General features: G+C 74.8%; 26 protein-coding genes. 15 read left to right on the top strand and 11 right to left on the bottom strand.

Annotation, left to right across the window (positions count from 1 at the left end):
- Positions 1–88: 88 nt before the first annotated feature.
- On the bottom strand, positions 89–1,666 hold the full coding sequence (locus WDV06_RS17220; protein WP_395510633.1) for an alpha/beta hydrolase: 1,578 nt from the start codon (positions 1,664–1,666) through the stop codon (positions 89–91).
- Positions 1,667–1,829: 163 nt separating this feature from the next.
- Here WDV06_RS17220 and WDV06_RS17215 point away from each other — a divergent pair, with 163 nt between their 5' ends.
- Both WDV06_RS17215 and WDV06_RS17210 read left to right on the top strand, forming a co-directional pair.
- Positions 1,830–2,354 carry a GNAT family N-acetyltransferase gene (locus tag WDV06_RS17215; protein ID WP_395510632.1) on the top strand — a complete coding sequence of 175 codons (525 nt, stop codon included), beginning with the start codon at positions 1,830–1,832 and terminating at the stop codon, positions 2,352–2,354.
- Between the two features lie 122 nt (positions 2,355–2,476).
- Positions 2,477–3,157, top strand: coding sequence for a phosphatase PAP2 family protein (locus WDV06_RS17210; RefSeq protein ID WP_395510631.1), 681 nt, complete (start codon positions 2,477–2,479; stop codon positions 3,155–3,157).
- A gap of 25 nt (positions 3,158–3,182) precedes the next feature.
- Here WDV06_RS17210 and WDV06_RS17205 read toward each other — a convergent pair whose 3' ends face one another.
- Complete coding sequence (locus tag WDV06_RS17205) at positions 3,183–4,451, bottom strand: serine hydrolase domain-containing protein (RefSeq protein WP_395510630.1); 1,269 nt, start codon at positions 4,449–4,451, stop codon at positions 3,183–3,185.
- Positions 4,452–4,823: 372 nt separating this feature from the next.
- On the opposite strand from WDV06_RS17205, the gene WDV06_RS17200 reads away from it, so the two are divergent.
- The 4 genes from WDV06_RS17200 to WDV06_RS17185 all read left to right on the top strand — a co-directional run bounded on the left by WDV06_RS17200 (position 4,824) and on the right by WDV06_RS17185 (position 8,656).
- On the top strand, positions 4,824–5,675 hold the full coding sequence (locus WDV06_RS17200) for a PP2C family protein-serine/threonine phosphatase (protein ID WP_395510629.1): 852 nt from the start codon (positions 4,824–4,826) through the stop codon (positions 5,673–5,675).
- A gap of 73 nt (positions 5,676–5,748) precedes the next feature.
- Complete coding sequence (locus WDV06_RS17195) at positions 5,749–6,732, top strand: MASE1 domain-containing protein (protein ID WP_395510628.1); 984 nt, start codon at positions 5,749–5,751, stop codon at positions 6,730–6,732.
- A gap of 154 nt (positions 6,733–6,886) precedes the next feature.
- The gene (locus WDV06_RS17190; protein WP_395510627.1) at positions 6,887–7,288 is read left to right on the top strand and encodes a guanyl-specific ribonuclease; all 402 of its coding nucleotides are present in this window, start codon (positions 6,887–6,889) and stop codon (positions 7,286–7,288) included.
- Between the two features lie 159 nt (positions 7,289–7,447).
- Positions 7,448–8,656, top strand: coding sequence for a cytochrome P450 family protein (locus WDV06_RS17185; protein ID WP_395510626.1), 1,209 nt, complete (start codon positions 7,448–7,450; stop codon positions 8,654–8,656).
- 44 nt (positions 8,657–8,700) lie between these two features.
- On the opposite strand, the gene WDV06_RS17180 is transcribed toward WDV06_RS17185, so the two are convergent.
- The 3 genes from WDV06_RS17180 to WDV06_RS17170 all read right to left on the bottom strand — a co-directional run bounded on the left by WDV06_RS17180 (position 8,701) and on the right by WDV06_RS17170 (position 10,821).
- Positions 8,701–9,123: a DUF5133 domain-containing protein gene (locus WDV06_RS17180; RefSeq protein ID WP_395510625.1), complete on the bottom strand. Its 423-nt coding sequence runs from the start codon at positions 9,121–9,123 to the stop codon at positions 8,701–8,703.
- A 238-nt stretch (positions 9,124–9,361) separates the two neighbouring features.
- Positions 9,362–10,135, bottom strand: coding sequence for a maleylpyruvate isomerase family mycothiol-dependent enzyme (locus tag WDV06_RS17175; protein WP_395510624.1), 774 nt, complete (start codon positions 10,133–10,135; stop codon positions 9,362–9,364).
- A gap of 47 nt (positions 10,136–10,182) precedes the next feature.
- Positions 10,183–10,821 carry a TetR/AcrR family transcriptional regulator gene (locus WDV06_RS17170; RefSeq protein ID WP_395510623.1) on the bottom strand — a complete coding sequence of 213 codons (639 nt, stop codon included), beginning with the start codon at positions 10,819–10,821 and terminating at the stop codon, positions 10,183–10,185.
- 119 nt (positions 10,822–10,940) lie between these two features.
- On the opposite strand from WDV06_RS17170, the gene WDV06_RS17165 reads away from it, so the two are divergent.
- Together WDV06_RS17165 and WDV06_RS17160 are read left to right on the top strand one after the other, a co-directional pair.
- The gene (locus WDV06_RS17165; protein WP_395510622.1) at positions 10,941–12,362 is read left to right on the top strand and encodes an amidase; all 1,422 of its coding nucleotides are present in this window, start codon (positions 10,941–10,943) and stop codon (positions 12,360–12,362) included.
- A 9-nt stretch (positions 12,363–12,371) separates the two neighbouring features.
- On the top strand, positions 12,372–13,679 hold the full coding sequence (locus tag WDV06_RS17160) for a DUF1266 domain-containing protein (protein ID WP_395510621.1): 1,308 nt from the start codon (positions 12,372–12,374) through the stop codon (positions 13,677–13,679).
- Here WDV06_RS17160 and WDV06_RS17155 read toward each other — a convergent pair.
- On the bottom strand, positions 13,676–15,016 hold the full coding sequence (locus WDV06_RS17155; RefSeq protein WP_395510620.1) for a cytochrome P450: 1,341 nt from the start codon (positions 15,014–15,016) through the stop codon (positions 13,676–13,678). The two genes, WDV06_RS17160 and WDV06_RS17155, sit on opposite strands and share 4 nt — an antisense overlap.
- A gap of 168 nt (positions 15,017–15,184) precedes the next feature.
- On the opposite strand from WDV06_RS17155, the gene WDV06_RS17150 reads away from it, so the two are divergent.
- Positions 15,185–15,601 carry a nuclear transport factor 2 family protein gene (locus WDV06_RS17150; protein ID WP_395510619.1) on the top strand — a complete coding sequence of 139 codons (417 nt, stop codon included), beginning with the start codon at positions 15,185–15,187 and terminating at the stop codon, positions 15,599–15,601.
- 71 nt (positions 15,602–15,672) lie between these two features.
- Here the strand turns inward: WDV06_RS17150 and WDV06_RS17145 are convergent, their stop codons facing one another.
- Complete coding sequence (locus WDV06_RS17145; RefSeq protein ID WP_395510618.1) at positions 15,673–16,629, bottom strand: SMP-30/gluconolactonase/LRE family protein; 957 nt, start codon at positions 16,627–16,629, stop codon at positions 15,673–15,675.
- Positions 16,630–16,834: 205 nt separating this feature from the next.
- Between WDV06_RS17145 and WDV06_RS17140 the strand changes: the two genes are divergently transcribed.
- Positions 16,835–17,542, top strand: a complete 708-nt coding sequence (locus WDV06_RS17140; protein ID WP_395510617.1) for a hypothetical protein — start codon at positions 16,835–16,837, stop codon at positions 17,540–17,542.
- Between the two features lie 34 nt (positions 17,543–17,576).
- Here WDV06_RS17140 and WDV06_RS17135 read toward each other — a convergent pair whose 3' ends face one another.
- A complete protein-coding gene (locus tag WDV06_RS17135) occupies positions 17,577–18,311 on the bottom strand; it encodes a DUF4232 domain-containing protein (RefSeq protein WP_395510616.1) in 735 nt (244 codons plus the stop codon).
- Between the two features lie 555 nt (positions 18,312–18,866).
- On the opposite strand from WDV06_RS17135, the gene WDV06_RS17130 reads away from it, so the two are divergent.
- Both WDV06_RS17130 and WDV06_RS17125 read left to right on the top strand, forming a co-directional pair.
- Positions 18,867–19,577: a cyclodityrosine synthase gene (locus tag WDV06_RS17130; protein WP_395510615.1), complete on the top strand. Its 711-nt coding sequence runs from the start codon at positions 18,867–18,869 to the stop codon at positions 19,575–19,577.
- Positions 19,574–20,755 carry a cytochrome P450 gene (locus tag WDV06_RS17125; protein ID WP_395510614.1) on the top strand — a complete coding sequence of 394 codons (1,182 nt, stop codon included), beginning with the start codon at positions 19,574–19,576 and terminating at the stop codon, positions 20,753–20,755. Before WDV06_RS17130 ends, WDV06_RS17125 begins: the two co-directional genes overlap by 4 nt.
- Before the next feature lie 71 nt (positions 20,756–20,826).
- Here the strand turns inward: WDV06_RS17125 and WDV06_RS17120 are convergent, their stop codons facing one another.
- Entirely contained in the window at positions 20,827–21,240 is a 414-nt protein-coding gene (locus tag WDV06_RS17120) for a rodlin (RefSeq protein ID WP_395510613.1), read from the bottom strand.
- Positions 21,241–21,448: 208 nt separating this feature from the next.
- On the opposite strand from WDV06_RS17120, the gene WDV06_RS17115 reads away from it, so the two are divergent.
- The 3 genes from WDV06_RS17115 (at position 21,449) to WDV06_RS17105 (ending at position 24,176) form a co-directional block, all read left to right on the top strand.
- Entirely contained in the window at positions 21,449–22,441 is a 993-nt protein-coding gene (locus WDV06_RS17115; protein WP_395510612.1) for a GlxA family transcriptional regulator, read from the top strand.
- 101 nt (positions 22,442–22,542) lie between these two features.
- Complete coding sequence (locus WDV06_RS17110) at positions 22,543–23,187, top strand: cysteine hydrolase family protein (protein ID WP_395510611.1); 645 nt, start codon at positions 22,543–22,545, stop codon at positions 23,185–23,187.
- Positions 23,188–23,207: 20 nt separating this feature from the next.
- Positions 23,208–24,176: a TAXI family TRAP transporter solute-binding subunit gene (locus WDV06_RS17105; RefSeq protein ID WP_395510610.1), complete on the top strand. Its 969-nt coding sequence runs from the start codon at positions 23,208–23,210 to the stop codon at positions 24,174–24,176.
- Here the strand turns inward: WDV06_RS17105 and WDV06_RS17100 are convergent.
- Both WDV06_RS17100 and WDV06_RS17095 read right to left on the bottom strand, forming a co-directional pair.
- Positions 24,155–25,600, bottom strand: coding sequence for a sensor histidine kinase (locus tag WDV06_RS17100; RefSeq protein ID WP_395510609.1), 1,446 nt, complete (start codon positions 25,598–25,600; stop codon positions 24,155–24,157). The two genes, WDV06_RS17105 and WDV06_RS17100, sit on opposite strands and share 22 nt — an antisense overlap.
- On the bottom strand, positions 25,597–26,322 hold the full coding sequence (locus tag WDV06_RS17095; RefSeq protein WP_395510608.1) for a response regulator transcription factor: 726 nt from the start codon (positions 26,320–26,322) through the stop codon (positions 25,597–25,599). The genes WDV06_RS17100 and WDV06_RS17095 overlap by 4 nt, the downstream gene beginning before the upstream one ends.
- Position 26,323 lies beyond the last annotated feature (1 nt).

Below are 26,323 nucleotides of genomic sequence, written 5' to 3'. Positions count from 1 at the left end.
CACAAGTGTAGGTGGCGGAATCCCGGCACCCGAACACAGGTCGGTACGGGCGCCGGGGCAAACGCCGGAACAGGGGGCAAAGCGGAACTCAGCGGCAGACGGTTCCGTCGGCCGGCGCGGTGCCGTCGACGAGGAACGCGTCGACGGCCTTGGTCGCGCAGACGTCGGTGCCGTAGACCCCGTGCCCCTCGCCCTTCACCGTCAGGTTGACGCCGACGCCCCGCCCGAGCGCGTCGGCCATCCGCCGGGCGCCCTCGAAGGGGGTGGCCGGGTCGCCGGTGTTGCCGATGACGAGGATCGGGGCCGCGCCCTCGGCGGCCACCTGGGGCCTGTCGGAGGTGCCGCGCACCGGCCAGTCGGTGCAGGCGAGCAGGCCCTTGGCCATCGACGGCCCGAAGACCGGGGAAGCCGAGCGGAAGGCGGGCTCCTGGGCCCGCATCTCCTCCACCGTGTAGCGGTGGCTGGTGTCGGCGCAGCCGATCGCGGTGTGGGCGGCGTCGGAGTTGTCGTAGTGGCCGTCCGCTCCGCGCCCGCTGTAGGCGTCGGCGAGGGCGAGCAGGTTGTTCCCGGTGCCGCGCAACTGCAGCTCGGCCAGGCTCTGGACGAGGTAGTCCCAGGTCTCCTTGTCGTAGAGGCCGGCCGCGATGCCGGTGAGCGCGAGGTCGGAGGTGACCTTGCGCCCGCTCCTGGTGGCGGCGGGCTGTGTCTCCAGCTTCTTCAGCAGGTCGCCGATCCGGCGGTTGCCCTCGTCGGTGCTGCCACCGGTGGGGCACCTGGCGGCGTACTTGTCCCGGCAGAACGCCATGGCGTGCTCCAGCGCCTGCTGGAACCCCTTGGCCTGCCCGAGGCCCGCCTGGAGCTCGTCGGAGGTGGGGTCGACGACGGCGTCGAACACGGTGCGGCCGACGTTCTTCGGGAACAGGTGGGCGTAGACGCCGCCCAGCCGGGTGCCGTAGGAGATGCCGAAGTAGTTCAGCTTCGCGTCGCCGAGCACCTGCCGCATCAGGTCCATGTCCCGGGCGGTGTCGGCCGTGCCGACGTGCGGGAGGATCTTGTCCGAGTTGCGCCGGCAGGCCTGCGTGTACGTGCGGACGGGGGCGAGGGGGTCGGCGTCGGAGGGGCCCGGCCCCTCGTCCAGGGCCCTGTCGTCCAGGCAGGTGACCGGGGCGGTGCCGCCCACGCCGCGCGGGTCGAAGCCGACCAGGTCGTAGACGCTGCCGAGCTTCTCGTAGTCCTTCGCGGCGTGCGGCAGCGTCCTGACGCCGGAGGCTCCGGGGCCGCCGAAGTTGTAGACCAGCGATCCCAGGCGCTTGTCCGTGTCCGTGGCCTTCTTGCGGATCAGCGCCACGTCCAGGGTCTCGCCGCCGGGATCGGCGTAGTCCAGGGGCGCCTTCATCGTCGCGCACTCCCAGTCCCCGCCGGGGGCCTTTCCGCCGCCCTGCGCCGCCGAGGGCGCCGGGCAGGAGGACCAGGTCGGCTTCTGCCCGGTCAGGGCGGCGGGCAGCGCGGCCGGGGCGGTGGGGGAGGGGCCGCTCGCGGGGGCCGGGGGCTTCGTCGCCGCCGGGGCCTCGGCGCCGCCGTCGCAGGCCGCCAGGGCGGGGACCGCCAGCAGGGCGGCGGCGGCCAGAGCGGCCGTCCGTGCGGGGCGGCGTAGGGGGTGGCGCATGCCGGAGCTCCTGGGGACGCGGGCGGTTCGGTGCCTTCGGGTAAACGGACGGCAAACTATCCGATCGCCTTCCGGCCGTTTCGCCCGGGGGCGGGCCGGACCGGCGGCGGAAGAGCACGAGCGGGGCTGAATACTCGGATGATCGGACTGTTACGGTCGGGGCATGCCCGAACTGATCGCCCCTTCCCCGCACCTGCACTCCTCCTGGCTCGAAGCGCGGGCGGAATGGGGCCCCGACGCCCACATGGACGGCGCCGGACTGGGCTCCGCCGACGACGTGGAGACCCCCGAGGGCTTCGCCGCCTGGACCGCGCGCCTGCACCGCCAGGCGGACCGCGCTGCCCCGGTCGAACAGGGGCGCGTCCACGCCACGTACTGGTGGATCGCCGAAGGCGACACCTACCTGGGCGCCATCGACCTGCGGCACCACCTCAACGCCTTCCTGCTCGACGCGGGCGGCCACATCGGCTATAGCGTCCGCCCCTCGGCGCGCCGGCGCGGCCTGGCCGGCTGGGCGCTGGAGCAGGTCCTGCACGAGGCCCGCGTGATGGGCATGGACCGGGTCCTGCTGACCTGCGACCCGGGCAACGAGCCCTCGCGGCGCACCATCGAGCGGGCGGGCGGCGTACTGGAGGACGTACGCGACACCCTGATCGGCCCCAAGCGCCGCTACTGGGTCGGCCTCTGACGGGGGTTCGTCCCCGCGCACCCCGCCGGCCACGGCTACAGTGCCGGAGACCCCGTACACCGGGGAGGCACGACGGGATCGCGCCCGCTCCGCCCCCGCCCGGACCGTGAGAGGCGGCGCGCATGGCCGACCCCGTCCCCGACCCACGGCGCCCGCCCCGCCCGCGGGGCGTCGGCCCCGCCGCCCGGGTGGCCCTCGCGGCCTCGGCCGGGTTCGCGCTGCTGGCCCTGTGGGTGCTCCTGGCGCCGACCGGGCCGCTGCCCTTCGACGCCGGCCCGCACACCTGGTCCGCCGGACACCGGCCGTCCGCCGCGCTGACCGCGGCCCGGGCGGTCACCGGCACCGGCACGGGGATCCCGCCGTACGCCCTGGTCGTCCTGGCGGGCCTGTACGCCGGACGTACCGCCCGGCAGCGGCTGACGGCCGTCGCCGGGTTCGTGCTGTGCCTGGCCGCCGGCCAGGCCGTGCGGCGCGGGCTGATGTATGCCTTCGCCCGGCCCCGGCCCCCGGCCGCCGACTGGGCGGTCCACGCCGACAACTGGGCCTTCCCGTCCGGTCACGCCACCACGGGGGCGCTGACCGCCGGACTGCTGCTCGCGGCCCTCGCCCTGCGCCGCTCCGGGCGTCCGCCCGTGCCCGCCGCCGTGCCGGTCCTCGTCTGGGGCGCGGCGGTGGGCCTGAGCCGCGTCTACCTCGGCGTGCACTGGCTCTCCGACGTACTCGCCGGCTGGCTCCTGGCGACGGCCTGGCTGGCCCTCGCCGTCCTCACGGCCCGCTGGTACGTCCGCCGGGGACCGGTCTGAACGGTCGGTCCCCGGCGGACGGCCGTCAGCGGGCGCCGCGCTCCGGCAGGTCCACATCGGCCGGGGCGGACGCGAAGCCGCGGGCCTTGGCGGCGGCGGCCGGCTTCTTGCCGCAGAACGCCCCCTCCAGGGTCGCGCCGAGGGCCGTGTTCGCGACGCCCCGGTTCGAGGTGTTCGCCATGGCCGTCATGCTGCGCTTGCCGTCGCGCGTGGTGAACGCGTAGGTGTAGAACCCCTGCACCGTGCCCGTGTGCCCGTACACCGAGGTGCCGCAGGACAGGTCGTAGCGGCGCAGCCCCAGCCCGTAGAAGCGGGTCCCGGCCGCGTCGGTCGGGGTCATGGTCAGCATCTGGTCCAGCAGCTTCGGCGCCACCAGCTTCCCGCCCACCAGCGCGGACATGAACGTGCTGAGGTCCGCCGGGCTGGAGATCATCGCACCGGCGGACTGCGCCCAGGACACCGTCTGCTCGGTGGAGTCGACCAGCGGGGCCCCGGCCTCGTCGGGGGTGAGGTAGCCGTGGGTGTGCAGCCCGGAGATCTGCGTGCCGGGGTGCACGTACGCGGTGTCCCGCAGCTTCAGCGGCTTGATGATGCGGCGCTCGTACTCCTTGGCCACCGGGTTGCCGGTGGCCTTCTCGATGAGCATGCCGACCACCACGAAGTTGGTGTTCGAGTACTGGTAGGAGGCACCCGGCTCGCCCGTCCGGGGCTCGGCCAGCGAGAGGTTCACCAGCTCCTGGTAGCCGAACACCCTGTTGCGGACGGCCTCGAAGCCGGGCACGGTTTTGTCGAACATGGCGTTCGTGTAGTCCGAGAGCCCGCTGCGGTGGGTCAGCAGGTGGCGCACGGTGATCCGGTCGTCGGGCAGCAGCCCCGGCAGGTAGCGGTTGACCGGGACGTCCAGCTCGATCTTCTTCTCGTTCACCAGCTGGAGCAGCACGACGGTGGAGAAGGTCTTGGTGACGCTGCCGATCCGGAAGCGGGCCCGGGGGTCCATGGCCGCCCCCGTGACCTTGTCGCTCACTCCCTCGGTCGCGCTCAGGACGCGGCCGCCCTCGGTGATCCGGGCCAGCGCGCCCGGGGCTCCGGCGGCGAGGGTGTTGCGCAGCGCCTGGTCGACGGCTTCCATGTCCGCCGCCGGCAGGGCGGGTCCGGCGGTGTGCGGGGCCCCGGCGGAGGGTGCGGTCGCGGCCTGGGCGGCGGTGGCGGGCGCCACACCGGCGACCACGGCCAGCAGGGCGGCACCGACGGCCAGACGTCGGTTCAGGGGACGGCGGTTCGCGGACAGGGGCACGTTGCTCCTCGGCTCGGTGGTGCGGTTCCCGGGCCCCGGAGGTCGGCCGCGGTGATCACGAGCCTACCCAGGCCGCCGCGCACGCCTGATGTGCCGTCACCGGCAGCACGGCCGAAAGTCGTTGTCCGTTCGTACGAGGAATGCGGCGCGGCATTCCGTCCGCGCGGCGGCGTCCCGGCCCGGCACGAGGGAGGATCCCGCCGGACCCCCTGCGGGACCGGCCCCCGCCCGGTCGGGCCGGCCCGGGGGGATCGGGCCGCCCGGCCGGCCCCCGCCGGCGCCGGGCGGCGGGAGCCGAGCCGAAATATGATGTGCCTGGGTCTTTCGCACAGCGGGAGCAGAGAGGCAGATGGACGTACCCGGGAGTGGTCCGTGACCCCGCGCCGGCGGCACGCCCGGCCGGCCAGCGCCGATCTGCTGAGCACGCTGGGGCGGCTCACCGCCCAGGCGCGGGAGGGCGCCCAGCTGCACCACGCCCGGGTCGAGCTGGCCCAGGCGCTCCAGCGCGAGATGCTGCCCGCCTCCCTGCCCGTCCTGCCGGGGCTGCGGGCCGCGGCCCGGTACGCGCCCGCCCAGCACGGCCTGGACATCGGCGGCGACTGGTACGACGGCTTCCGGCTGCCCGAGGGCGCCCTCGCCTTCTCCATCGGCGACGTCCAGGGACACGACGTCGCGGCCGCCGCCTTCATGGGACAGGTGCGGGTCTGCCTGCGCGCCGTGGCGGGGGTGGTCTCCGACCCGGGGGAGGTGCTGGGCCGGGCCAACGACGTCCTGCTCTCGATGGACTGCGAGCTGTTCGCCACGTGCAGCCTGCTGCGCTACGACCCGTACACCGGCGAGCTCCAGGGAGCCCGGGCCGGCCACGTCCCCGCCGTCTGGGCCACCGTCGACGGGCGCCACGGCATCGCCGAGGACGCCGGCGGCCCGCCCCTGGGGCTGGCCCCCGGCGCCGGGTACGGGGTCACGCGGCGCCGGCTGACGGCGGCGGGATCCATCGTCCTGCTGACCGACGGCGTGGTGGAGGGCCCGTCGTTCCCCATCGAGGCGGGACTGGAACGGGTGTCGCGCATCGTCCGCGAGGCGGCGGGCGGCGACCCCGACGAGCTGGCCGCCGAGGTCATGAAGGTCGCCGACTCCACCGGCCACGCCGACGACGCCGCGGTGCTCGTCCTCAGCCACGACGGCCCCGGAACGGCGGCCCCCGAGGGGCCGGACGGCCGGTGAAGGGCCGTCGCCCCGGGGGCTGACGCGCGTGTCACACCGGGCCGGGACGCCCGGGCTGTTGTCTGATGCTCTGGTGCGCACCCTGCAACGGTGCCGTGCGGGGCCGTGGCGCCGTACGTGCGGAACGCTCCTGCTGGTCCTCGCCGTCGCCGCCGCCTACTACGCGACCGGACGGCTGGGCCTGCTGCGGCAGGTGGTGGTCGCGGGCGCGGTCGTCACCCCCCTGTGGCCGCCGACCGGCATCGCCGTGGCCGCCCTGCTCCGGTTCGGCCTGCGGGTCTGGCCGGGAATCGCCCTCGGGACGTACCTGGCCATCGAGGGGCTCGCCGCGTTCCACCCCGCCGACCTGGGCATCGTGGCGGGCAACGTCCTGGCCCCGGTGTGCGCGCTGCTGCTCCTGCGCCGGGCCGGGTTCCGTCCCGAGCTGGACCGGCTGCGCGACGGGCTGGCCCTGGTCTTCCTGGGCGGGCTGCTCCCGATGCTGATCAGCGCGACTGCCGGGGCCTGGACCCTGGTGCTGACCGGCAACCTGCCCCTGAGCAGCTTCTGGCCGACCTGGGCGGCCTGGTGGGCGGGCGACGCCATGGGGGTGCTGCTGGTCACCCCGCTGCTGCTGGCCGTGCCCGGGGGCGGGCTGCCGCGCGATCCCCTGCGGGTGGCCGAGGCGGTGGCCCTGATGGCGGCGACCACCGTCGTGACCGTCGTCACCACGCACAGCACCCTGTCCCTGCTGTTCCTGGTCTTCCCACTGCTCATCTGGGCCGCGGTGCGCTTCCAGCTGGCCGGGGCGGCCCCCTGCGCCCTGCTCGTGTCCGTGCTGTCGATCTGGGCGGCCACCGACCACGCCGGCCCGTTCGCCGGGAGCAGCCTGCTGGAGATCATGGTCAACCTCCAGGCCCTCAACGGCGCCGCGGCCCTGACCGGGCTGCTGCTCGCGGCCCTGGTGACCGAGCAGAACAACGTCCGGCTGAAGATCGAGGAGGCCTGCGAGGAGCTCGCCGAGGTCGTCGCCCACCTGTCCCCGGACGGCGACGGCCACCCTCCCGGCCGGCCCTGAGGGGATGCGCGAAGCGGAGCGGCGCGCTCAGGGGAACGGCGCCTTAAGGGCCGGGGGAGTTCGGGCGACACCCGGTGCCACCTCGGTGAACAGGCGTGGAACAGGCGGGAGTTGACGTTGACGCACCCCGCTCTACGCGCGTTGTGTGGGGCGCATGAGGATTCCCCCACGCTTCGCTGCCCTGGCCGCCGCGGCCGCCGTCGCCGCCACCCTGTTCACCGGTCAGGCCGCCACCGCCGCACCGGCCCCCGCACCCGCCGCCGTCGCCTCGGTCGGCGGCGTCTGCTACTCCGCCCTGCCCGACGAGGCGTACGACACCCTCGAACTCATCGATCAGGGAGGGCCGTTCCCGTACTCCCAGGACGGCGTCGTCTTCCAGAACCGCGAGCGCGTCCTGCCGTCGCAGAGCACCGGCTACTACCACGAGTACACGGTGATCACCCCCGGCGCGTCGACGCGCGGGGCCCGACGGATCGTCACCGGGCGGCAGTACCACGAGGACTACTACACCGCCGACCACTACGCCACGTTCCGCCGCGTCGACTTCGGCTGCTGACGAGGACGCAGAAGCCCCCGAGCCCTTCCCCACCGGCCGCCCGGCCCCGACGGGGAAGGGCCCGGCCGACCGCCCCGGCCGGTTCATGACTACTGTGTGGGGTGCACACGCGTCGGCGTGTGACCGTGCACGGCAACACATGCATTCAGGGGGATTGCAATGGCGCTTGGTACCGAGATAGTGGACCTGCTGGAACTGAGTCCGGACTTCGTCCGCGACCCCTACCCGGTCTACGCCCGGCTCCGCGAACGCGGACCCGTCCACCACGTCCGCACGCCGGACGGCGAGGAGCTGTGGCTGGTCGTCGGCTACGAGGCCTGTCGCACGGCCTTCAACGACCCGCGGCTCAGCCGTGACTGGCTCCGCTCGGGCGACATCACCCAGATCATCAACGTCGAGCAGGACAACCCGGCGCTGGCCCACATGCTCATGGCCGACCCGCCGCACCACACCCGGCTGCGCCGCCTCGTGGCCCGGGCGTTCACCCCGCGCCGGATCGAGGAACTGGCGCCGCGCATCCAGCAGATCACCGACGAACTGCTCGACGCCATGGAGGCGAACGAGGAGCGCCGGACCGACCTCCTGGAGGCCCTGGCCTTCCCGCTGCCGATGACCGTCATCTGCGAGCTGCTGGGCGTGCCCGGCCTGGACCGTGACGCCTTCCGCGCCTGGTCCAACGAAGCGGTCGCCCGCACCAGCCCCGAGGCCGAGGCCCTCGCGTACCAGGAGATGATCGCCTACCTGGGCGGCCTCATCGAAGCCAAGCGCGCCGAGCCCGGCGACGACCTGCTCAGCGCCATGATCCACGCCGTCGACGAGGGCGGGGACCGGCTCTCGCCGTCCGAGCTGATCGGCATGTCGGTCCTGCTGCTCATCGCCGGCCACGAGACCACCGTCAACATGATCGGCAACGGCCTGCGCGCGCTGTTCGCCCACCCCGAGCAGCTCGCCGCCCTGCGCGCGGACCTCGGCCTGCTCGACGGCGCGATCGAGGAGATGCTCCGCTACGACGGCCCGGTGGAGACCTGCACCGAGCGCCTGGCCCTGGAGGACGTGGAGATGGGCGGGGTGGTCATTCCCAAGCGCTCCACCGTCCTGATCGCCATGGCCGACGCGGACCGTGACCCGGCCCGCTTCGAGGACCCGGACCGCTTCGACATCCGCCGTGACGCCCGCGGCCACATCGCCTTCGGACACGGACTGCACTACTGCCTGGGTGCCCCGCTGGCCCGTCTGGAGGGCCGCATCGCCCTGCGCTCGCTGCTGGAGCGCTTCCCGGGGCTCACCGGCGACGCCGACGAGGCGAAGCTGCCGTGGGTCCCCGGCATGCTGATCCGCGGTGTGAAGCGGCTGCCCGTCACCTGGTGACGCCGTCGCCCGGGGTCCCGTCGCGCGGGGCCCCGGGCGCGCGTCTACTCGGCGGCCGCCAGGTGCGCCTCCGCCGCCAGGACCGCCTGGTGCGTGCTGGGGCGGCCCATCAGCACGCACAGGGTGTAGGCGACGTCGTCCATGGCCCGCAGGGTGCCCGGGTCCGTCGGGGCGGCCGCCAGGCGGGCCTGGCAGCCGCGCAGCCGGGACAGCACCTCCTCGGTGCGCAGCCGGCTCGGCAGGATCCCCACCGACTGGACCACCCCGGGGCGTTGCGGGGTACGGGCCGCCTCCAGGGACCGGCGCAGGGCCCGCTCGATCCGGACGGGCATCGGCATCCCGAGCGTGCCGGCGACCATCGCCGCCGCCACCTCCACCGCGGTGACGCGGGCCAGCTCCGCCGCCGCGAGCAGGATCTGCTTCGCCTCGCGCACGGAGCAGGGGGCCGCGGCCATCAGCAGGCCCACCGCCCAGGTGTGCGTGGGGCTCTCCCCGGGCGGCCCTCCCCGTGCGGGAGCGACCTCGACCGGGGGGGCCGGGGACGGCGGATCACCAGGAGACGCCACGAGAGGATCCCTTCAGCCCGAGGCCGCGCACCGCGACGACGACAAGCACGTCAGGCCGGCCCGCCCCGCGCGGGACGCCCGCTCCCACGCTGTCACACCCGATGGCGATCCGCATCGCGGGTCCGGCCCGGCGGCGTCCTCAGAACGCGGAGTTGGCGAACCAGAGGTCCAGCAGCTCCGCGTCGCCCTCGGTCCGCACCGTCGTCGCCGAGCGGTCCAGGCGGCCGTACAGCAGCAGGAGCAGGTCGGCGGCCGGGGCGCTGACCAGAGCGTCGGCGGGGCCGGCGTCCGCGGCGCCGTCCGGGACCAGGCCGAAGCCGTCCGGGCGCAGCCGGACCAGCCAGGAGCCGTCCGTGTCGGCGCACTCGAACCGGATGCTCCGGTCCGGTGCCCGCAGGGCGGCCACCTTGGGCGCGAAGAGGGCGGCGTAGGGCAGGTTGGCGAGGAACTCGTCCACCCCGTCCCGTGCCAGCGCGAGGTCGACGTCCGAGGGCAGCCCCAGCGCCCGCTCGGCGTCCACCCGGTGGACCAGGGTCTCGAAGAGCATCCGGCGCACCCAGAAGCGGGCGTGGCCGTCGGCGCCCCACACCCACATGGGTGCGTTCGGATCGGTGTCGGCGAACACCGCCGCCGCCTCGGCGGCGCCCTCGGCCAGCCAGTCGGCGTATCCTTCCGCCCGTTCCGGCAGGCGCAGGTCCACGTCCCGGCTGGTCGGCGGCGCCTGGATCCGCTGCCGCAGCAGCACCGAGAACCAGCGGTGCACGCTGCCGGCGTGCCGGGTCAGGTCGGTCAGGTCCCAGCCGGGACAGGTGGGTACGGGGAGCGTCATGTCGGCGCCGCGGACCAGGTCCGCGAAGCGGGCGGCCTCCGCCGCCACGGCCGCCCTGTGGTCGGGCTGGTCGGCTGTGTTCATGCTGGTGAGCCCTTCTGGCCTGGCGAATGGATGCCCAGGGCACTCTTTCACAGCGCGGCCGCGGGCTCCCCACCGGCTCCGCCCTGGTCCACCCGCTCCCAGAGCCGGGCCAGGTGTGCGTGCAGCACCTCCCGGGCCCCGGGCGGGCTGAGGTGGCCGATGAGCACGTGCGTGGTGAGGCCGTCGGCGAGGGCGAGCAGGGTGCGGGCCTCCTGCCGCGGGTCGAGGGGCACGGCCCGGGGACGCGCCGCGGCGGCCTCCGCCAGAAGCCGGGCGAACATCGCCTCCAGCGAGGCGTAGTTGGCCCTGAGCGCCTCGGCCAGCGGAGCGCTGACCGCCGCCTGCGCCACGAACGCGAGCCACACCCGGGCCTCCGTACGGTGCTCCCCGCGCAGCAGGGCCACCTCCGTGGCCGCGTGGCCCAGCGCGGAGGCGGCCGACTGGGCCGGGCTGCGCACGAGCCGGACCCGCACCCGCTCGGCGATCCGCTCGCCGATCTGCCCCAGGGTGAACAGGAGCATCTCCTCCTTGGTGCGGAAACACCGCTGGACCGCACCCATGGACACCCCGGCCCGCCCGGCGACGTCGCGCAGGGTGACGCCCTCCAGCCCGCTCTCGTCCGCGAGCCGGCACACCGCCTCGGCGATCAGCCGGCGCCTCTCCTCGTGGTCCACCTGCCTGGGCATGTCTCCCCGCCTCCCTCTGCGCCACGGTGTCCCCGCAGTTTATTCGATGCACCCGTATCGGTTCGGCGTATAGGGTTCCGATGCAAGCGCATCGAAACAGTGACGGGAGTGTACGAGCCATGCCGGAACCCCTCTGGCGGATGACGGCCGCCGCCCAGGCGGCAGCCGTGCGCGGCGGCGAGGTCTCCGCCGCCGAGCTGGTGGAGAGCCATCTGGAACGCATCGCGGAGGTCAACCCGCGGGTGAACGCCGTGACCCAGCCGATGGCCGGGCGGGCCCGCGAGGCCGCGGCCCTGACCGACCGCAGGCGCGCCGCGGGGGAGGAGCTCGGTCCCCTCGCCGGCGTGCCCTTCACGGTGAAGGAGACCACCCCCGTCGAAGGGGTGCCCACCACCTTCGGCGTGCCCCGCTTCCGCGACCTGGTCGCCCCGGCCGACGCGCCCCCCGTGGCCCGGCTGCGCGCCGCCGGGGCCATCCCCGTCGGCCACTCCAACATGCCCACCCTGGTCCTCGCCGGCATGCACACCCGCAGTGAACTCTTCGGCGACACCGCCAACCCCTGGGACCCCGCCCGGACCCCCGGCGGCAGCAGCGGCGGCGACGCGGTCGCCGTCGCCACGGGCATGGCCGCCCTCGGCCTCGGCAACGACTCCGGCGGCTCCATCCGCGTCCCGGCCCAGTTCTGCGGGGTCGCCGGACTGAAGCCGACCACCGGGCGCTTCCCCGCCGACCACCGGGTGCTCGGCCCCGACGACCCCGGCCCGGCCTCCCAGGCGCTCGTCACCGACGGCCCGTTCGCCCGCAGCGTGGCCGACCTGCGCCTGGCCTACGAGGCGCTGGCCGGCACCGACCCCCGCGACCCGAGGGCCGTCCCCGTACCCGCCTACGGGCCCCCGCTCCCCGGCCCCGTGAAGGTCGCGGTGGTGGCGGACCCCGGAGGCCGGGGGGTCCACCCGGCCGTCCGCGCCGCCGTCGCCGACGCGGCCGCCGCGCTCGCCGACGCCGGCTACGAGGTGTGCGAGGTCGCGGACGTCCCGCGGCTCGACGAGACCCTGGACGCGTACGACCGCATCACCCTCACCGAGTTCGCCCCCGCCTGGCCGGCCGTCCGCACCCTCCTGGGCGAGGGCGGCGACCGCTACATCCGGTTCGCCATGGACCGCACCCCGCCCGCCACCGCCGCCGAACTCGTGGCGCTGGCGGGCACCTGGCTGAACCTGCGCCGCTCCTGGGCCGGGTTCCTCGACGCGTACCCGCTGCTCCTCGGCCCCTCCTTCACCGAGCCGCCGGTCGAGCCGGGGCTGGAGTCCCGGGACCGGGCGGGCCGCGACCGCGTCGCCTCCGGCATGCGCCTGTGCACCGCCACCAGCTTCGTCGGCGTACCCGCCGTGGCCGTCCCCACCGGACTGCGCGAGGGGCTCCCCGCGGGGGTGCAGATCATCGGACGGGCCTTCCGCGAGGACCTGTGCCTCGCCGCCGCCCAGGCGGTCGAGGACCGTCTCGGGGTCCTGACGCCCGTCGACCCCCGGACCGCCCGTTAGGGTTTTCCCATGGGGTTGACAACGAGTCACGAGGGAGGTGCCCTGCCGGTGCGGCAGGGCCCGCCGGGGCAGTTCGGTCCGCCGGGGGAGTTCGGTCCGCCGGGCTGGCAGGCGCCGAGCGCGATCGAGCGAGGGCTGTACGAGGCGAAGGAGCGGGGGGACTGGCCCGCCTACTACGACCTCCTCGCCCGTGTGGACCTGTACATGATGCAGTCCAGGGCCCACGTCGACGCGAACCCCGGCAGCAGCCTCTTCCACCCGTACTGGAACCCGGGGACGCAGACGATGTGCCTGGCCGTCTACACGGCCGGCATGCTGCCGCAGCCGCTGCCCGACCCCGTCTACAACGGCTACGACCTGGACTGGTTCGCCGAGGTGTGGACCACGCAGGATCCGCCGTACCTCGTCGTCAATCCCGGCAGCCCCTGCGAGGGCGTGCTGCCCGCCGGGCCCGAGGGCCGGGCGCTGTGGCGGCGCCACAGCGAAGCCGTCGCGGACCGCGATCCGGCCGCGGACACCGTCCACACCCTGGAGCAGGGCGGTCCCCTCACGGGCCGGGTCGCCTTCGGGCTGGCGGCCGGCGCCCACATCGCGGTGGCCAACGGCCGGTTCTGGAACGCCATGGCCTACCACGGCGGCGGCTACGCCGCCGAGAAGCGGTCGCTGGAGCGCTGGTGGGGCGTCACCACCCGCGAGCAGTGGCAGAGCACCCAGCAGCGGCTGCTCGCCGCCGACATGGTCAGCGGAGTCTGGGAGTTCGTCCTGCGGCTGCGCAGCGGCATGGCCCTGGACTTCGCCGGGCCCGTCGAGGCCGACCACTGGCGCCAGGCCGCGGCGAATGTCGTGCGCCGCCGCGCCGAGGCCGCTGCGCAGCCCCGGCTGACCCCCGACGGCGTCACCGAGGGCAGCCCGCTGTCCCCGGCCGAGCTGGAGGGCCAGGTGGCGGGGGTGCAGCGGCTGATCGGCCGGATCACCCGCTACGAGGCCCGCTTCCGCGCCGACGGCCTGCTGCCGGACGGCGGGTACGTCCGCAGCGTCGAGGCCTGGGACTACGGCCGGGCCTCCGGCATGGCCCGCTGGGGCCTCGGCGCCCGCCTGTGCACCCCGGCGGAGGCCGAGGCGGCCGTGGTCCGCGCCGGACGCCTCGTCCACGACAACTACCGCTCCTGGGAGGACTTCTCCGCCGGCTACGTCCTCGGCCGCTGCCTCCACTTCGACGACGAGGAGTTCGGCGAGTGGTACGAGTCGGTCCTCGCCGTCCACCGCCTCCTCACCACCGACCCCACCAGCCCCTGGCGCACCCTGCCCTGGGTCTAGGGAGTGGGGGCCAGCGCCGCCGGAGTCGGCCCGTCGGGGCGGACCGTGAGACCGTACGAGGCCCCCTCCGGGACGGAGGAGAAGGCGGGCAGGCCCAGCGGCAGGAGGCGTTCCAGCAGCACCGTCGACTCCCGCAGCGCGAACTGCGTCCCCAGACACGCCCGGGGACCCACCCCGAAGGGCAGGTAGGCGCCCGTCGCGGTGGGGCGGCGGCCACCGCCTCCGAACCGCCGCGGGTCGAACCGCTCCGGATCCGGCCACAGGTTCGGGTCGCGGTGCGTCAGGTACGGGCAGACCAGCACGTCGCTGTCCGCCTCCACCGCGTACCCCGCCACGGTGTCGGCCTCCGCCGTGTACCGGGGCAGGATCCACGCCGACGGGTACAGCCGCAGGGTCTCGCCGACCAGCGCCTGGACCGCCTCCCGCCGCTGCGGGGACCCCGCGGCGCCGGCCGCGAGCGCCTCCTCGCGGGCCCGCGGCTCCCGGTCGAGCAGCAGGTACAGCCAGGTCAGGGTGGTGGCGGTGGTCTCGTGCCCGGCCACCAGCAGGGTCACCAGCTCGTCGCGCACCAGCACGTCGGTGTACTCGGGGTGCTCCCGCGCGGCATCGACCAGCACCCGGAGCAGGCCGGGCCCGTCGGGTCCGGCCTCCCCCCGGCGGGCGGCCGCGATGGCCTCCCGGGCCACCGCGTCGATCCGCGCGAGGTCCCGGGCCACCGTGCCCCGCGCCTCCACCGCATCGGCCGGCAGGCTCGGCAGCGCCGCCACCACGGCCGCGACGGAGGCCAGTTCGCGGGCGGTCGGCGGATCCAGGGGATGCCCGGTGAGGGAGCGCCAGATGGTGTCGAGGGCGAAGTGGCGCATCTCCTCCCCGACGTCGAAGACCTGACCGGTGCGCGCGTACCCGGCCCACCGGCCGGCCGCGGCCCGGGCCGCGGCGGCGATCCGCTGCTCGTATCGGCGCATCCCCGGCCCGGTGAACTGCGACTGGAGCAGCCGCCGTTGCCGCTTCCAGGCCCCGCCCGTCGCGGCGAGCACCCCGTCGCCGATCAGCAGGCGGGCCCGGTGGGAGCGTTTGACGTACCGGTCCGGGTGCTGGGCGAGGACGTGCCGCACGGCCTCCGGCGCCGTGACCAGGACGGTCGGCCGGGGCCCCAGCCGGACGGCGGCGACACCGCCGAGCCGCTCGCGCGTGCGCGCCAGCAGCTCGACCAGCTGCCCTCCGCCGGCCCGCCACGACTCCACCGCCGCGGGCGCCAGTTCGGGCACGGGTACGGGCCGGCCGCCCGGTCCGGACGGCTGCGGGGGAAGCTGCGCGGGGACGGCGTCTGTGGCCACGGGACTGCTCCTGTCCGGCCGTCGGCCCGGCCGTCGAGAGGTGCGGGACAGCACGGACTGTACGCGGACGGACGCCGCGGTACCGGCCGTACGGATCTTCTGGAGCGGAGCCGGGACGCATACGATCGACCGGGTACACCGGTGTACGACCCGTGGGAGGGGCCCGACGTGTCCGACGCGTCCGACGCGAAGACCGAAATCGACGCGCTGATGCGCGCCTTCCTCGGCGCGTTCGCCAACACCGCCGCGGCCCCGGACCTGGACGCCGTGCGGAAGGTGTTCATCCCCGAAGGGATGATCATCAAGAACGTCGGCGGCGATCCCGTCGTCTACGACCTCGACGCCTTCATCGAGCCCCGGCGCCGGATCCTCACCGACGGCACGCTGACGGAGTTCTCCGAGTGGGAGGTGAGCGAACGCACCGAGGTCTACGGGACGATCGCCCACCGCTTCAGCACCTACCGCAAGTCGGGCCGCCTGGAGGGGGAGTGGTTCGAGGGCGAGGGCCGCAAGACCACCCAGTTCGTGCGCACCCCGCAGGGCTGGCGGATGAGCTCGATGGCCTGGGACGACCTCACCCCCTAGGGCCTGTCGTCACACTCCCGTCTGCCCCGCGACGCCCGGCACGGGCGACGACGGGAGTTCGACGACAGGCCCTAGGGACCCCCGTCCGGCACCTCGTAGATCCGCCCGTCGATCCCCGCACGGTAGAGCCGTCCGGCCGAGAACCCCTGGCCGCCCCGCCCGTACACCAGTTGCGTCGACAGGCGCAGCTGCGGTCCCGACGCCACGGCGCACAACGCCCCGTCCTCCACCCGCCACACCTGGCCCGCCGCGTGCGTGGCGATCAGCGGGCGGCCCCGGCCGTCGAGGGTGAGCCCGTCCGGCAGCGCAGCGGCGTCGGCGACCCCGGTCGAGACCCACCGTCGCGGATGCCCCGGGTCCCCGACCGGGATCCGGTACACCCCGGGGCCGAGGGTGGTCTGGACGACGTACACCTCGGACCCGTCCGGGGCCACGGCGATCCCGTTGGGCTGCGCCACCCGCGCCCACGCGGGATCCACCCGGCCGTCCGGAGTGACCCGCCCGATGCCGGAACCGCCCAGGGTCGTCGTGTACACGGTCCCGTCGGGCGCGAGCGCGACCCCGTCGATACCGCCGAGCCCCGACGCGTACACGGAGACGGCCCCGGTCTCCGGGTCCACCTCCAGCAGTTCCGACACCGGCAGCAGGTCCCCGGTCAGCGAGTGCGCGAGGTCGTTGCCCGTTCCGACGAGCAGCCGGCCGTCCTCGCGGACGGCGATCCCGCCGTCGGCGCCGATGTTCCCGGTGAGCGCGACGGGGGCCGCCCCCGGGGCGTCGATCCGGTAGACCCGCCCGCTGAAGTACGCGGTGGCGAACATCCGGCCCCGCCGGTCCACCGCGATCGACTCGACCCAGTCCGGGACGTACCCCACCTGCACCGGGCCGCCCGCCCCGGCGGACGCGCACCGCGGCGCCGCCCCGGCCGGCGCGGCGGGCACGAGGACACCGGTTCCCACCGCCCCCAGCACCGCCGACACCGCCACCGCGCGCCCGCGCGCGACCCCGCCCCACCGTCCGCCCGACCCCATCGGTTCCCCGCCCTCCCCGGCCCGCTCCTGCCCGTGCGTGCAGTATCGGCGCGTCCGCCCTCCGCCGCGACCGGTTCCCGGGCCAACTCCGCGCCCGCGCAGGCCGGAACCGCCCCCGCGCAGGCGGTAGAACCGGCTGCTTGCCGTGACCACAGGGACGCGTGTGACGATGACCCCCGGCACATCCGCACCACATGGGGGGACCATGCGCACCCGTACCACCACAGCCGCCCTCGCCGCCGCCCTCGCAGCGCTGCTCGCCCTCTCCGGGTGCACCTCGTCCGACGGCGGCGCCCACCCGCCCGCGAGCACCCCGGCGGCCGCGCCCGCACCCGTGCAGGGCGGCGGCGCGGGGTACGAGGGGCCCCGCCCGCAGGACCAGAACCTGCTGGCGTGGACCGGCGACCCCAACGACGCGGGGCACGTCACCGCCCAGTCGGCCGCCGGCGTCGGCGGGCGGATCACCCTGGTGCGGATCGGCCTGCGCGAGCAGATCACCTGGTCGAACATCTGGCTGGGCCTGGCCGGCGTCGACGCGGGCGCCCAGCTCTCCAACTGCTACCTCGGCGTGTACGACGCCACCGGCAGACTGCTCGGGTCCACGGCCGACGTCTCGCCGCAGCTGATGACCGAGGCGGTGGCCAAGCCGCTGCCCCTCACCAAGCCCTTCACCGCCGGCCCCGGCACCTACTTCATCGCCCTCCTGCTGAACGGCAACTGGGCCACCAACGCCCTGACCCTGAAGGCGACGGGCGCCGGCATCTCGGTGAACGCGGGCCTGGCGCCCCCGGCCCTGCGCTACAGCACGGTCCTCACCGGCCAGACCTCGCTGCCGCCCGCCCTCAACCTCGCGGAGCAGTCCACCGGCACGATCAACACCGGCTGGGGCAGCCAGTGGTACGGCGTCTCCTGACGCCCCCTCCGGCCGCCCGCCCGTTGCGCCCGGGTCAGGACGGCTTGGTCAGGGAGAAGGGGGTGACGGTCACCTTGTTGTCGCACTCGGCGAACTGCCCGTCGTCCATGCCGATCTGGTGGGCGCCCGCCCCCGGCACGCGGATGACCAGGCTGGGGAAGACCACGGGCGTGGAGCCGGACACGCAGTAGCCGTCCGCCTCGCCCTGGACGTTGACGAAGGTCAGCTTCGTCCAGGCGCGGGCCCCCGGGGTCAGGACCACCGGTGCGGCCGTACCGCTGTTGGTGGTGGCCAGGGGGAGGTTCTTGTCGGGCGAGCCGTTGCCCGCGCCGGCCACCTGGGGAAAGCCCTGCAGGGTGCAGTGCGCCCGGCTGGTGACCGAGACGACCACCGCCCCGGTACCCGTACCGGTCGGACGGACGTCGGCCAGGTGGGCCGGGGAGACCTCGACGTCCTCGGTCGTGCAGGCCTTCACCTTGCCGCCGCCGCCCGGAGCGGAGGGCGTCGGCTTGGCGCCGCCACCGCCCGTCGCGCCCCCGGTGGAGGAGCCGCCCGCGCCCCCGGTGGAGGAGCCGCCCGTGGCGCCGCTCCCGCCCGTGCCGCCGGTGGCCGTCGCGGGCGCCGGTCCCGAAGCCGCCGGCGGGGAGGACGGCGTGGCGGCGCCGGCGCCCGTGTCCCCGGTCGGCCCGCAGCCCGTCATCAGGGCGGTGGCCGCAGCGGCCGCCGCGAGTGCCGTGGCGGTGCGCCGAAGGCTGCTGGTGTACTGCATGGGGTGCTCCCGATGGTTCACGACCGGCCCCGCGCCGGCACTCGCGTCCACGGTCACGCGCCGCGCCCCCGGACGGTTGCGCGGGCGCGGCGCTGTGGCAGTTCCGTGACATGACCTTGACATATGTCGCAGCTCGGCGAGGGCGCGGGCCCCGCCCACGGCGCGGGCCCCGCCCACGGCGTGGGCGCCGCCGGCGACCTCCTCGGACTGCTATGACCCACTATGTTCGATCGCGCCCCGGAAGGGCGGGAAGGTCCACGGGATGTTTTCGGCCTCCCGTTCCGGCCAGCGGGCACATGTGGCCCATCGGGCGATCTTGTAGTGGAAAGGTCGCAATGAGTCAGGGAACCACCTGATCGCCACCTTGCAGGGCAGAACAACAGCCCCACATGTCAAGCCTGTTGACTGGGGCAACAGCTGAGTCCAGAAGCCGAGACGAACTGTGCGGTAATCCAACCGGAGCCGCGCTTTGCGGATAGGTTCTGAACGTCGCCGCCGCACCCGGGACACGGGGTCCGAGCGGGGAATCGCGGCGACAGGGACGTGACCACTCCCATGACAACAGCAACCCGGACCAGCGCCTTCCGCGTTGACCCCTACACCCCGCACTGCCAGGTCATCGCTGGCGAAGGGGACCACGCCGTCATCGGCATCTCCCCCGGCAACTCCTACTTCTCCGCCCAGCGCGTGCACGCGCTCGCCGAATGGGCCCTCGACAACTTCCGCCAGGCCGATCTGATCTACACCGACCTGCACGTGGCCGAAATGTATGTGGCCATGGGCTATCCGGAGGACGAAGCACGCCGCAAAACGGTCAAGAACCTGCGCGGCGTCCGCGCCAAGGTGACGAACGCGGTGGCCGACATCGACCCGTCGGGCACCCGCCTGCGCGGCAGACCGATGTCGTCGCTCCAGGGCATCCCCGCGTACGACCTCATGCACGCCGACCTGCTGGAACGGCTGGGCACCGATCCGGCGTTCGCCCAGACCGCGAACGAACTCGTGGACATTTTCCTCTCCTCGAAGGTGCTCGGAGGCCGGCAGCCCACCGAACAGCAGCGGAAGGTCTGCCTCGACTACGTGTGCGCCGAAGCGCCCCTGTTCCTCGACACCCCCGCGATCCTCGGCGTCCCCTCGTCGCTGAACTGCTACCACCAGGCGCTGCCCATGGCGGACCTGCTCTACTCGCGCGGCGCCGGGCTGCGGGCCTCCCGCAACCAGGGCCACGCCGTCGTCACCCCCGCCACCGAAGGAGACCAGCTGTGACCACCCACGCGGAGCCGATCCTCGACTTCCCCTTCACGTGGGACGGCACCCACCTGCCCGCCCAGATCGACGAACTCGCCCCGGTGGTGAAGGTACGCACCATCGCCGGAGCCGAGGCCTGGCTGGTCTCCTCGTACGAACTCGTCAAGCAGGTCCTGGAGGACGACCGGTTCAGCCTCAAGAACACCTCCGACCCGGGGGTGCCCCGCCAGTACGCGCTGACGATCCCGCCCGAGGTCGTCAACAACATGGGCAACATCACCGGAGCCGGCCTGCGCAAGGCCGTCATGAAGGCGATCAACCCCAAGGCCCCCGGCCTCCAGGAGTGGATGGAGCAGCACGCCGCGGAGCTGGTCGAGCGGATGGTCCGGCACGGCGCTCCCGTCGACATCCGGTCCATGTTCACCGACCCCTTCTCGGAGGCGATGCACTGCCAGATCCTCGGCATACCCCACGAGGCGGCCCCGCTGCTGTCGGAGTCGCTCCCGATCGCGTTCATGAACAGCCCCCGGGAGATCCCCGCCGCCCGGCTGAACTGGGACCGCGACATCGCCTACATGACGGCCCGTCTCGACGACACCGAGCAGGGCCTGGTCGGCGACCTCGCGAAGCTGCGCGGCACCGAGGGCTACGAGCACGTCAGCGACGAGATGTTCGCGACCGTCGGCGTCACCCTGTTCGGCGCGGGCGTCATCTCCACCGCCGGTTTCCTCGCCATGGCCCTGGTCACCCTGCTCACCCACCCGGAGGAGGCCGACCACCTGGCCGACCACCCCGAACTGATGCCCCAGGCCGTGGACGAGCTCCTGCGGATCAACCTGTCCATCGGCGACGGCCTGCCCCGCCTGGCGATGGAGGACATGACCCTCGGCGACGTCGAGGTGAAGAAGGGCGAGCTGGTGCTCGTGCTTCCCGAAGGCGCCAACTTCGACCCCTCGGTGTTCCCGGACCCGCACCGCCTCGACTTCACGCGGGCCAACTCCTCCGCCCACTTCTCCTTCGGAGGCGGCTCCCACTACTGCCCGGCCACGGCCCTCGGCAAGAAGCACGCCGAGATCGGCCTGCGCGCCGTCCTCGCGGCGATGCCGCGGCTGCGGCTGGCCGTCCCCGTCGAACAGCTCGTATGGCGCACCGGCTTCATGAAGCGCCTCCCCGAGCGCCTGCCGGTGATGTGGTGACCGCCCGCCGGTCCCGCTGACGGCATGACGAGGCCCCCCACCCCGGACGCGGGGTGGGGGGCCTCGGCCGTTCAGCTGCCGGCGGAGAGGTTGCCGGAGAGGACCGGGATGTTGTCCAGGATGTGCGAGAGCGGCTCGTCGCCCTTGGCCTGGGTGGAGTTCTCGGTGCACTGCTGGTTCTGCGGGTTGGACAGGACGTTGATGTCCTGGACACCGACGTTGGCCAGGATGGCCACCAGCGACTGGGCGTTCACCTTGACGGGCAGGCCGACGCAGGGCTTGTTCGCGGAACCCTGGACCAGGCTGAGCTGGGGGCTCTGGTCACCGGTGGTCTTCTGGTTGCCGTAGATCTGCTGGGCACCGTTGCCGTTGACGGTGTTGATCCCGTTGTCGTTGCCGATGGCCATGGCCGGGGCGGCAGCGGCAGCGCCCGCACCGAGCGCGGCTGCGGTGGCTGCGGCGGTGACCATCATCTTCTTCAGCATGCTCGAAAGGTTCCTTGTCTGGCGGAGGACCGGCCCCGGGTGGGGAGGTCGTCCTGGTAACGGGCGTCCGCGGGAAGAGGTGGCGCCAGGTCACCCGATCGCCGGGCGGGGCCCGCGCCCCCGGCCGGACTCCCCCTTGGGACTCGTGTCCGAATGTGACGGGGAAGCGTCATTGCCGCCATGCGCCGGCCGCGGGGAGGATGGGGGCATGCCCACCGCACACCGTGTCGTCATCGCGGTCTTCCCCGATGTCGACCTCCTCGACGTCACCGGCCCCGCGGAGGTCTTCGCGCTGGCCAACCGCGAGACCGCCGGCCGGGCCGGGTACGAGGTCCGCCTCGCCGGCGCGGCGCCCGGCCCGGTGCGCACGTCGGCGGGCGTACGGCTGCTGACCGACGTGGCGTTCGGCGACGTCGGCGCGCAGGTGGACACCCTGCTCGTGCCGGGCGCGGTCGACATGGCCGAGGAGGGCCCCGTCGCCCGGATCGACGAGGACGTCGTGGCCTGGGTGCGGGAGACCGCCCCGCACGCCCGGCGCGTCGCGTCGGTGTGCGTGGGCGCCCACCTGCTGGCCGCCGCCGGCCTGCTCGACGGGAGGACGGCCACCACCCACTGGTCGACCGCCGCCCAGCTCGCCGCCGACCACCCGGGCGTCACGGTCGACCCCGACCCCATCTTCGTCCGGACCGACCGGGGCCGGCTGTGGACCGGGGCCGGGATCAGCGCCTGCCTGGACCTCGCGCTCGCCCTGGTCGCGGAGGACCTCGGCGAGCAGACCGCGCTCGCCGTGGCCCGGCAGCTGGTGATGTACCTCAAGCGGCAGGGCGGGCAGAGCCAGTTCTCGGTACCGCTCAGCCGCCCGGCCGCCGGGCGGCGGGAGATCGACGACCTGCGCCTGTGGATCGCCGACCACCCCGACGCCGATCTGTCCGCGCCGGCCCTGGCCGCCCGGATGTGCCTGAGCGAACGGCACTTCGCCCGCGTCTTCAAACAGGAGACGGGCACCAGCCCCGCCGCCTACGTCGAAGCGGTGCGCGTCGAACTGGCCCGGCGGCTGCTGGAGACCACCGACCACCCGCTCGACCGGGTCGCGGCCACCGCCGGCCTCGGCTCGGCGGAGACCCTGCACCGGGCCTTCCGGCGGCAGCTCGCCACCACCCCCGCCGCCTACCGGCGCCGCTTCCGCACCCAGACGGCCTGACGGCCGCCCACCCGCCCCCACCCCTTTCCCCCGGCGCACGGCAGGGCGGACGCTCCGCCCTGCCCGCTCCCGCCGGGCCCGCATCCCGATGAGAGGCACCCATGAGCACCACGACCACCGTCGACAGCACCACCACCGCGTCCGCGACCCTGCGCGAGCTGAGCGGACTGGACAACCGGCCGCCCCGGCTGGGCGACTGCGCCCTGATCATGATCGACTTCCAGAACACCTACCGCACCGGCGTCATGGCCCTGGAAGGAGCCGAGGAGGCCGTCGCCGCGGGCGCCCGCCTGCTGGAGCAGGCCCGCGCCGCCGGCATCCCCGTCGTCCACGTCGTCCACGACGGCGGCGAGGGCAGCCCGTACGACGTCCGCGAGCACATCGGCGCCCCCGGCGACGAGGTCGCCCCGGCCGACGGCGAACCCGTGGTGGTCAAGAACTTCCCCGACGCCTTCCACGCCACCGACCTGGAGAAGACCCTCACCGGCCTGGGCTTCGCCGCGGGCAGCGGAAAGGACCTCGTGCTGGCCGGGTTCATGACGCACATGTGCATCACCTTCACCGCCCAGCAGGCCTTCAACCTCGGCTACCGGCCCACCGTCGTCGCCGAGGCCACGGCCACCCGCGCCCTGACCACCCCCGACGGCACCGTCCTGCCCGCTCCCGCACTCCAGGCCGCCGCCCTGACCACGATCACCGACCTGTTCGGCATCGTCGTTCCCACCGCGGAGGACCTGCGCGCGTGAGCGCGCGTCAGGCTGCCGCCGTGACCAGCGCAGCGACCGGACGCCGACGCCTGCTGGCCGCCGGGCTCGGCGCGGTCACGGCGGCCCTCGCCGGCTGCTCCGGGCACGCAGGGCCCGCGCCCCGGCTCCGGCTGGCGACCGGGCCGCAGGGAGGCCCGTACCACGCCTTCGGGCAGGCCCTCGCCCGCGCCGTCGCCGACAGCGGGAGCCGGCTGGAGATCGTCCCGCTGGCCACCGCCGCGAGCGTGGACAACCTGCACCGGCTGGACGAGGGCTCCGCCGACCTCGCGCTGTCCATGGCCGACGTCTGCGAGGACGCCGTCCTGGGCCGCGAACCGTTCGCCCGGCGGGCTCCGGTGACGGCTCTGGCACGGGTCTACGTCAACTACACCCACCTCCTGGTCCCGGCCGCCGGACCGGTCCGCTCGCTGACCGACCTCGCCGGGCGCCCGCTCGCGGCCGGCGCGGCCGGGTCGGGGGTCCAGGTGCTGGCGGGCCGCGTGCTGCGCGCCGCCGGCCTGACGCAGGGCCCGGCGCCGGCCGGCGAACGGCAGCTCGGCCTCGCCGAGTCGGCGGCCGCGCTGCGCTCGGGAGAGGTCGACGCCGTGTTCTGGTCCGGCGGCGTACCCACCCCGGCCCTGACCGGCCTGGCCCGCGCACTCCCGCTGCGCTTCCTGCCGCTGGACGGCTACGCGGACTCCCTGCGCCGCCGGTACGGGCCCGTCTACACGACCGTCACCCTGCCCGCCGGAGCCTACGGACTGACCGGACCCGTGGGCACCATCGGCGTCGGCAACTACCTCCTGGCCCGCGAGGACGTGGCCGCGTCCGCCACGGGCGAGCTGCTGCGGGTGCTCTTCGACCGCCGGCACGACCTGCTGCGCGAGGTGACGGCCGGCGTGCGCCTGGAACCCCGGTTCGCCATCTCCACCGGTGAGGTGCCGCTGCACCCGGGCGCGGTCTCCTACTACCGCTCGGTGTACGGCTGAGCGTCCCCGGTGCACGGCCGGCTCTCCCCGGTGTGCGGCGCGCCGTCCCCGGGGGACGGCAGCCGGAACGTGAAGACCAGGCCCCGCGGGGCGTTCGCGGCGACGGCGAGCCCGCCCCCGCTGATCCGGGCGATCTCCTCGGCGATGGCGAGCCCCAGACCGCTGCCGCGCACGTTCTGGTGCTCGGGCGAGCGGGTGAAACGCCGCAGCAGCAGGCCCAGCTGGTCCGCCGGAACCCCGGGCCCGTCGTCGGCGACCCGGACGAGGGCCCCGCCGTTGGCCCCGCCCGTGACGCCCACCTCCACCCGGCCGCCGGACGGCACGAACTTCACCGCGTTGTCGAGCAGCGCGTCCAGGATCCGCCCTGCGGCGTCGGGCAGGGCGCGGACGCGCAGCTCCCGCGGCAGGCCGCCGGCCGCCAGGACGAGCCCGGCGGCCCGGAACACCGGGGACCAGGCCTCGACCCGTCCGCGTACCGCCCCCGCCAGGTCCTGGTCCGCGAGCTCCGCCGCCCCGGCCTCCACCCGCGCCAGCGCCAGCAGCCCGTCCAGCAGCTCCTCCAGCCGCTCCGCCTCGTCCAGGGCCCGGGCGTGCTCGGCCAGTCCCGGGCCCGGGGCGATGTGCGGTTCGACGTTCTCCAGCTGGAGCACCAGCGTGGCCAGGGGATTGCGCAGCTGGTGCGAGGCGTCGGCGACGAAGTCGCGCTGGCGTCCCAGGGAGTCGGCGACGGCTTCCGCCATCGCGTTGAAGTGCCGCCGCAGCCGCCGCAGTTCCGGCGGTCCGGTGTCGGAGACGGCCCGGGCCCGCAGACTGCCCGCCGCCAGCCGCTCCACCGCCCGGTCCAGATCGAGGACCGGGCGCATCAGCCAGCGCGTGATCCCCGCGGCGACCAGGGCCGCCGCGGCGAAGGCGGCGACGGCCCCGGCGCCGATCAGCGACCACCGGACCGCCACGTCCCGGCGGGCGGCGTCCGTGGGCACGGCCAGCAGCACCGCCCCGCTGACCCGCTCGTCCCGTCCCACCGGCTCGGCGAGCACCACGCCGTCCGGGCCCCAGGGGCGGATCGTGGGGAGCCGGTCGGTGGAGCGCCCGGTGAGGGCCCTGCGCCGGGCGTCGGCGGCACCGGACGGCCGGGCGCGGCCGCCGCCTTCCGCCCGGGCGACGGTCGCCCCCGCCGCGTCGACCACGACCACCGAGGCCCCGTACAGCTCCGCGTACCGGCCGATCTCGGCGGACAGCTCCGCGCGGTCGGCGACACTGTCCGCCCGGTCGGCGAGGTCGGCGAACCGCACGGCGTCCGACCGCCGCTGGAGCAGCAGGTGTTCGGTGCGCCCCCGCGCGTAGGCGTCGGCCAGCGGGACGCAGAGCAGCAGCGCGGCGGTCCCCATGAGCACCATCAGCACCGCGAGCAGCCGGCGTCTCACCGGTCCGCGTCCTGCTCCCCGGGAGCGGCCGGGGCCGCGCCGCCGAGCCGGTAGCCGAACCCGCGCACGGTCCGCACCAGGCCGGGACGGCCCGTCTTGGCGCGGATCCCCGCCACGTGCACGTCGAGGGAGCGGGAGGCGCCGAGGAAGGCGTCGCCCCAGATCCGGTCCAGGATCTCCTCCCGCGCGTGCACCTCGTCGGGACGGGCGGCCAGATGGGCGAGCACGTCGAACTCCCGCCGGGTCAGCCGGACTTCGCTGCCCGCCACGGTGACGGTCCGGCGGGCCGGGTCCACCTCGACGTCCCCGGCGCGTACCGGCCCGCCCCCGCCGCCGTCCGTACCGGCGCCGCCCGGCCGGTGGGTCCGCGGGCCGGTCCGCCGGCGCACGGTGTCGATGCGGGCGATCAGCTCCGCCATCCGGAACGGCTTGACCACGTAGTCGTCGGCGCCCGCCCGCAGCCCCTGCACGACGTCGCGCTCCTCACACCGGGCGGTCACCACGATCAGCGGCGCGTCGCAGACGGTGCGCAGCCGCCGCAGCAGTTCGAGCCCGTCGAGGTCGGGAAGGCCGAGGTCGAGCAGGACGAACTCCGCCTCGCGGACGTGCCGCAGGGCGTCCAGCGCCCGGCCCACCCGGCGGACGGTGTGGCCCCGCCGGGCGAGCGCGGTGCCCAGGGCGCGGGCCATCCGGTCGTCGTCCTCGACGAGCAGCGCGTGCACC

Origin of the sequence: Streptomyces racemochromogenes (assembly GCF_044129415.1) — a bacterium.
Taxonomy (GTDB): Bacteria; Actinomycetota; Actinomycetes; order Streptomycetales; family Streptomycetaceae; genus Streptomyces; species Streptomyces racemochromogenes_A.
The sequence above is the reverse complement of the archived record's forward strand: the minus strand, read 5'-3'. Positions and strand labels throughout refer to the sequence as shown.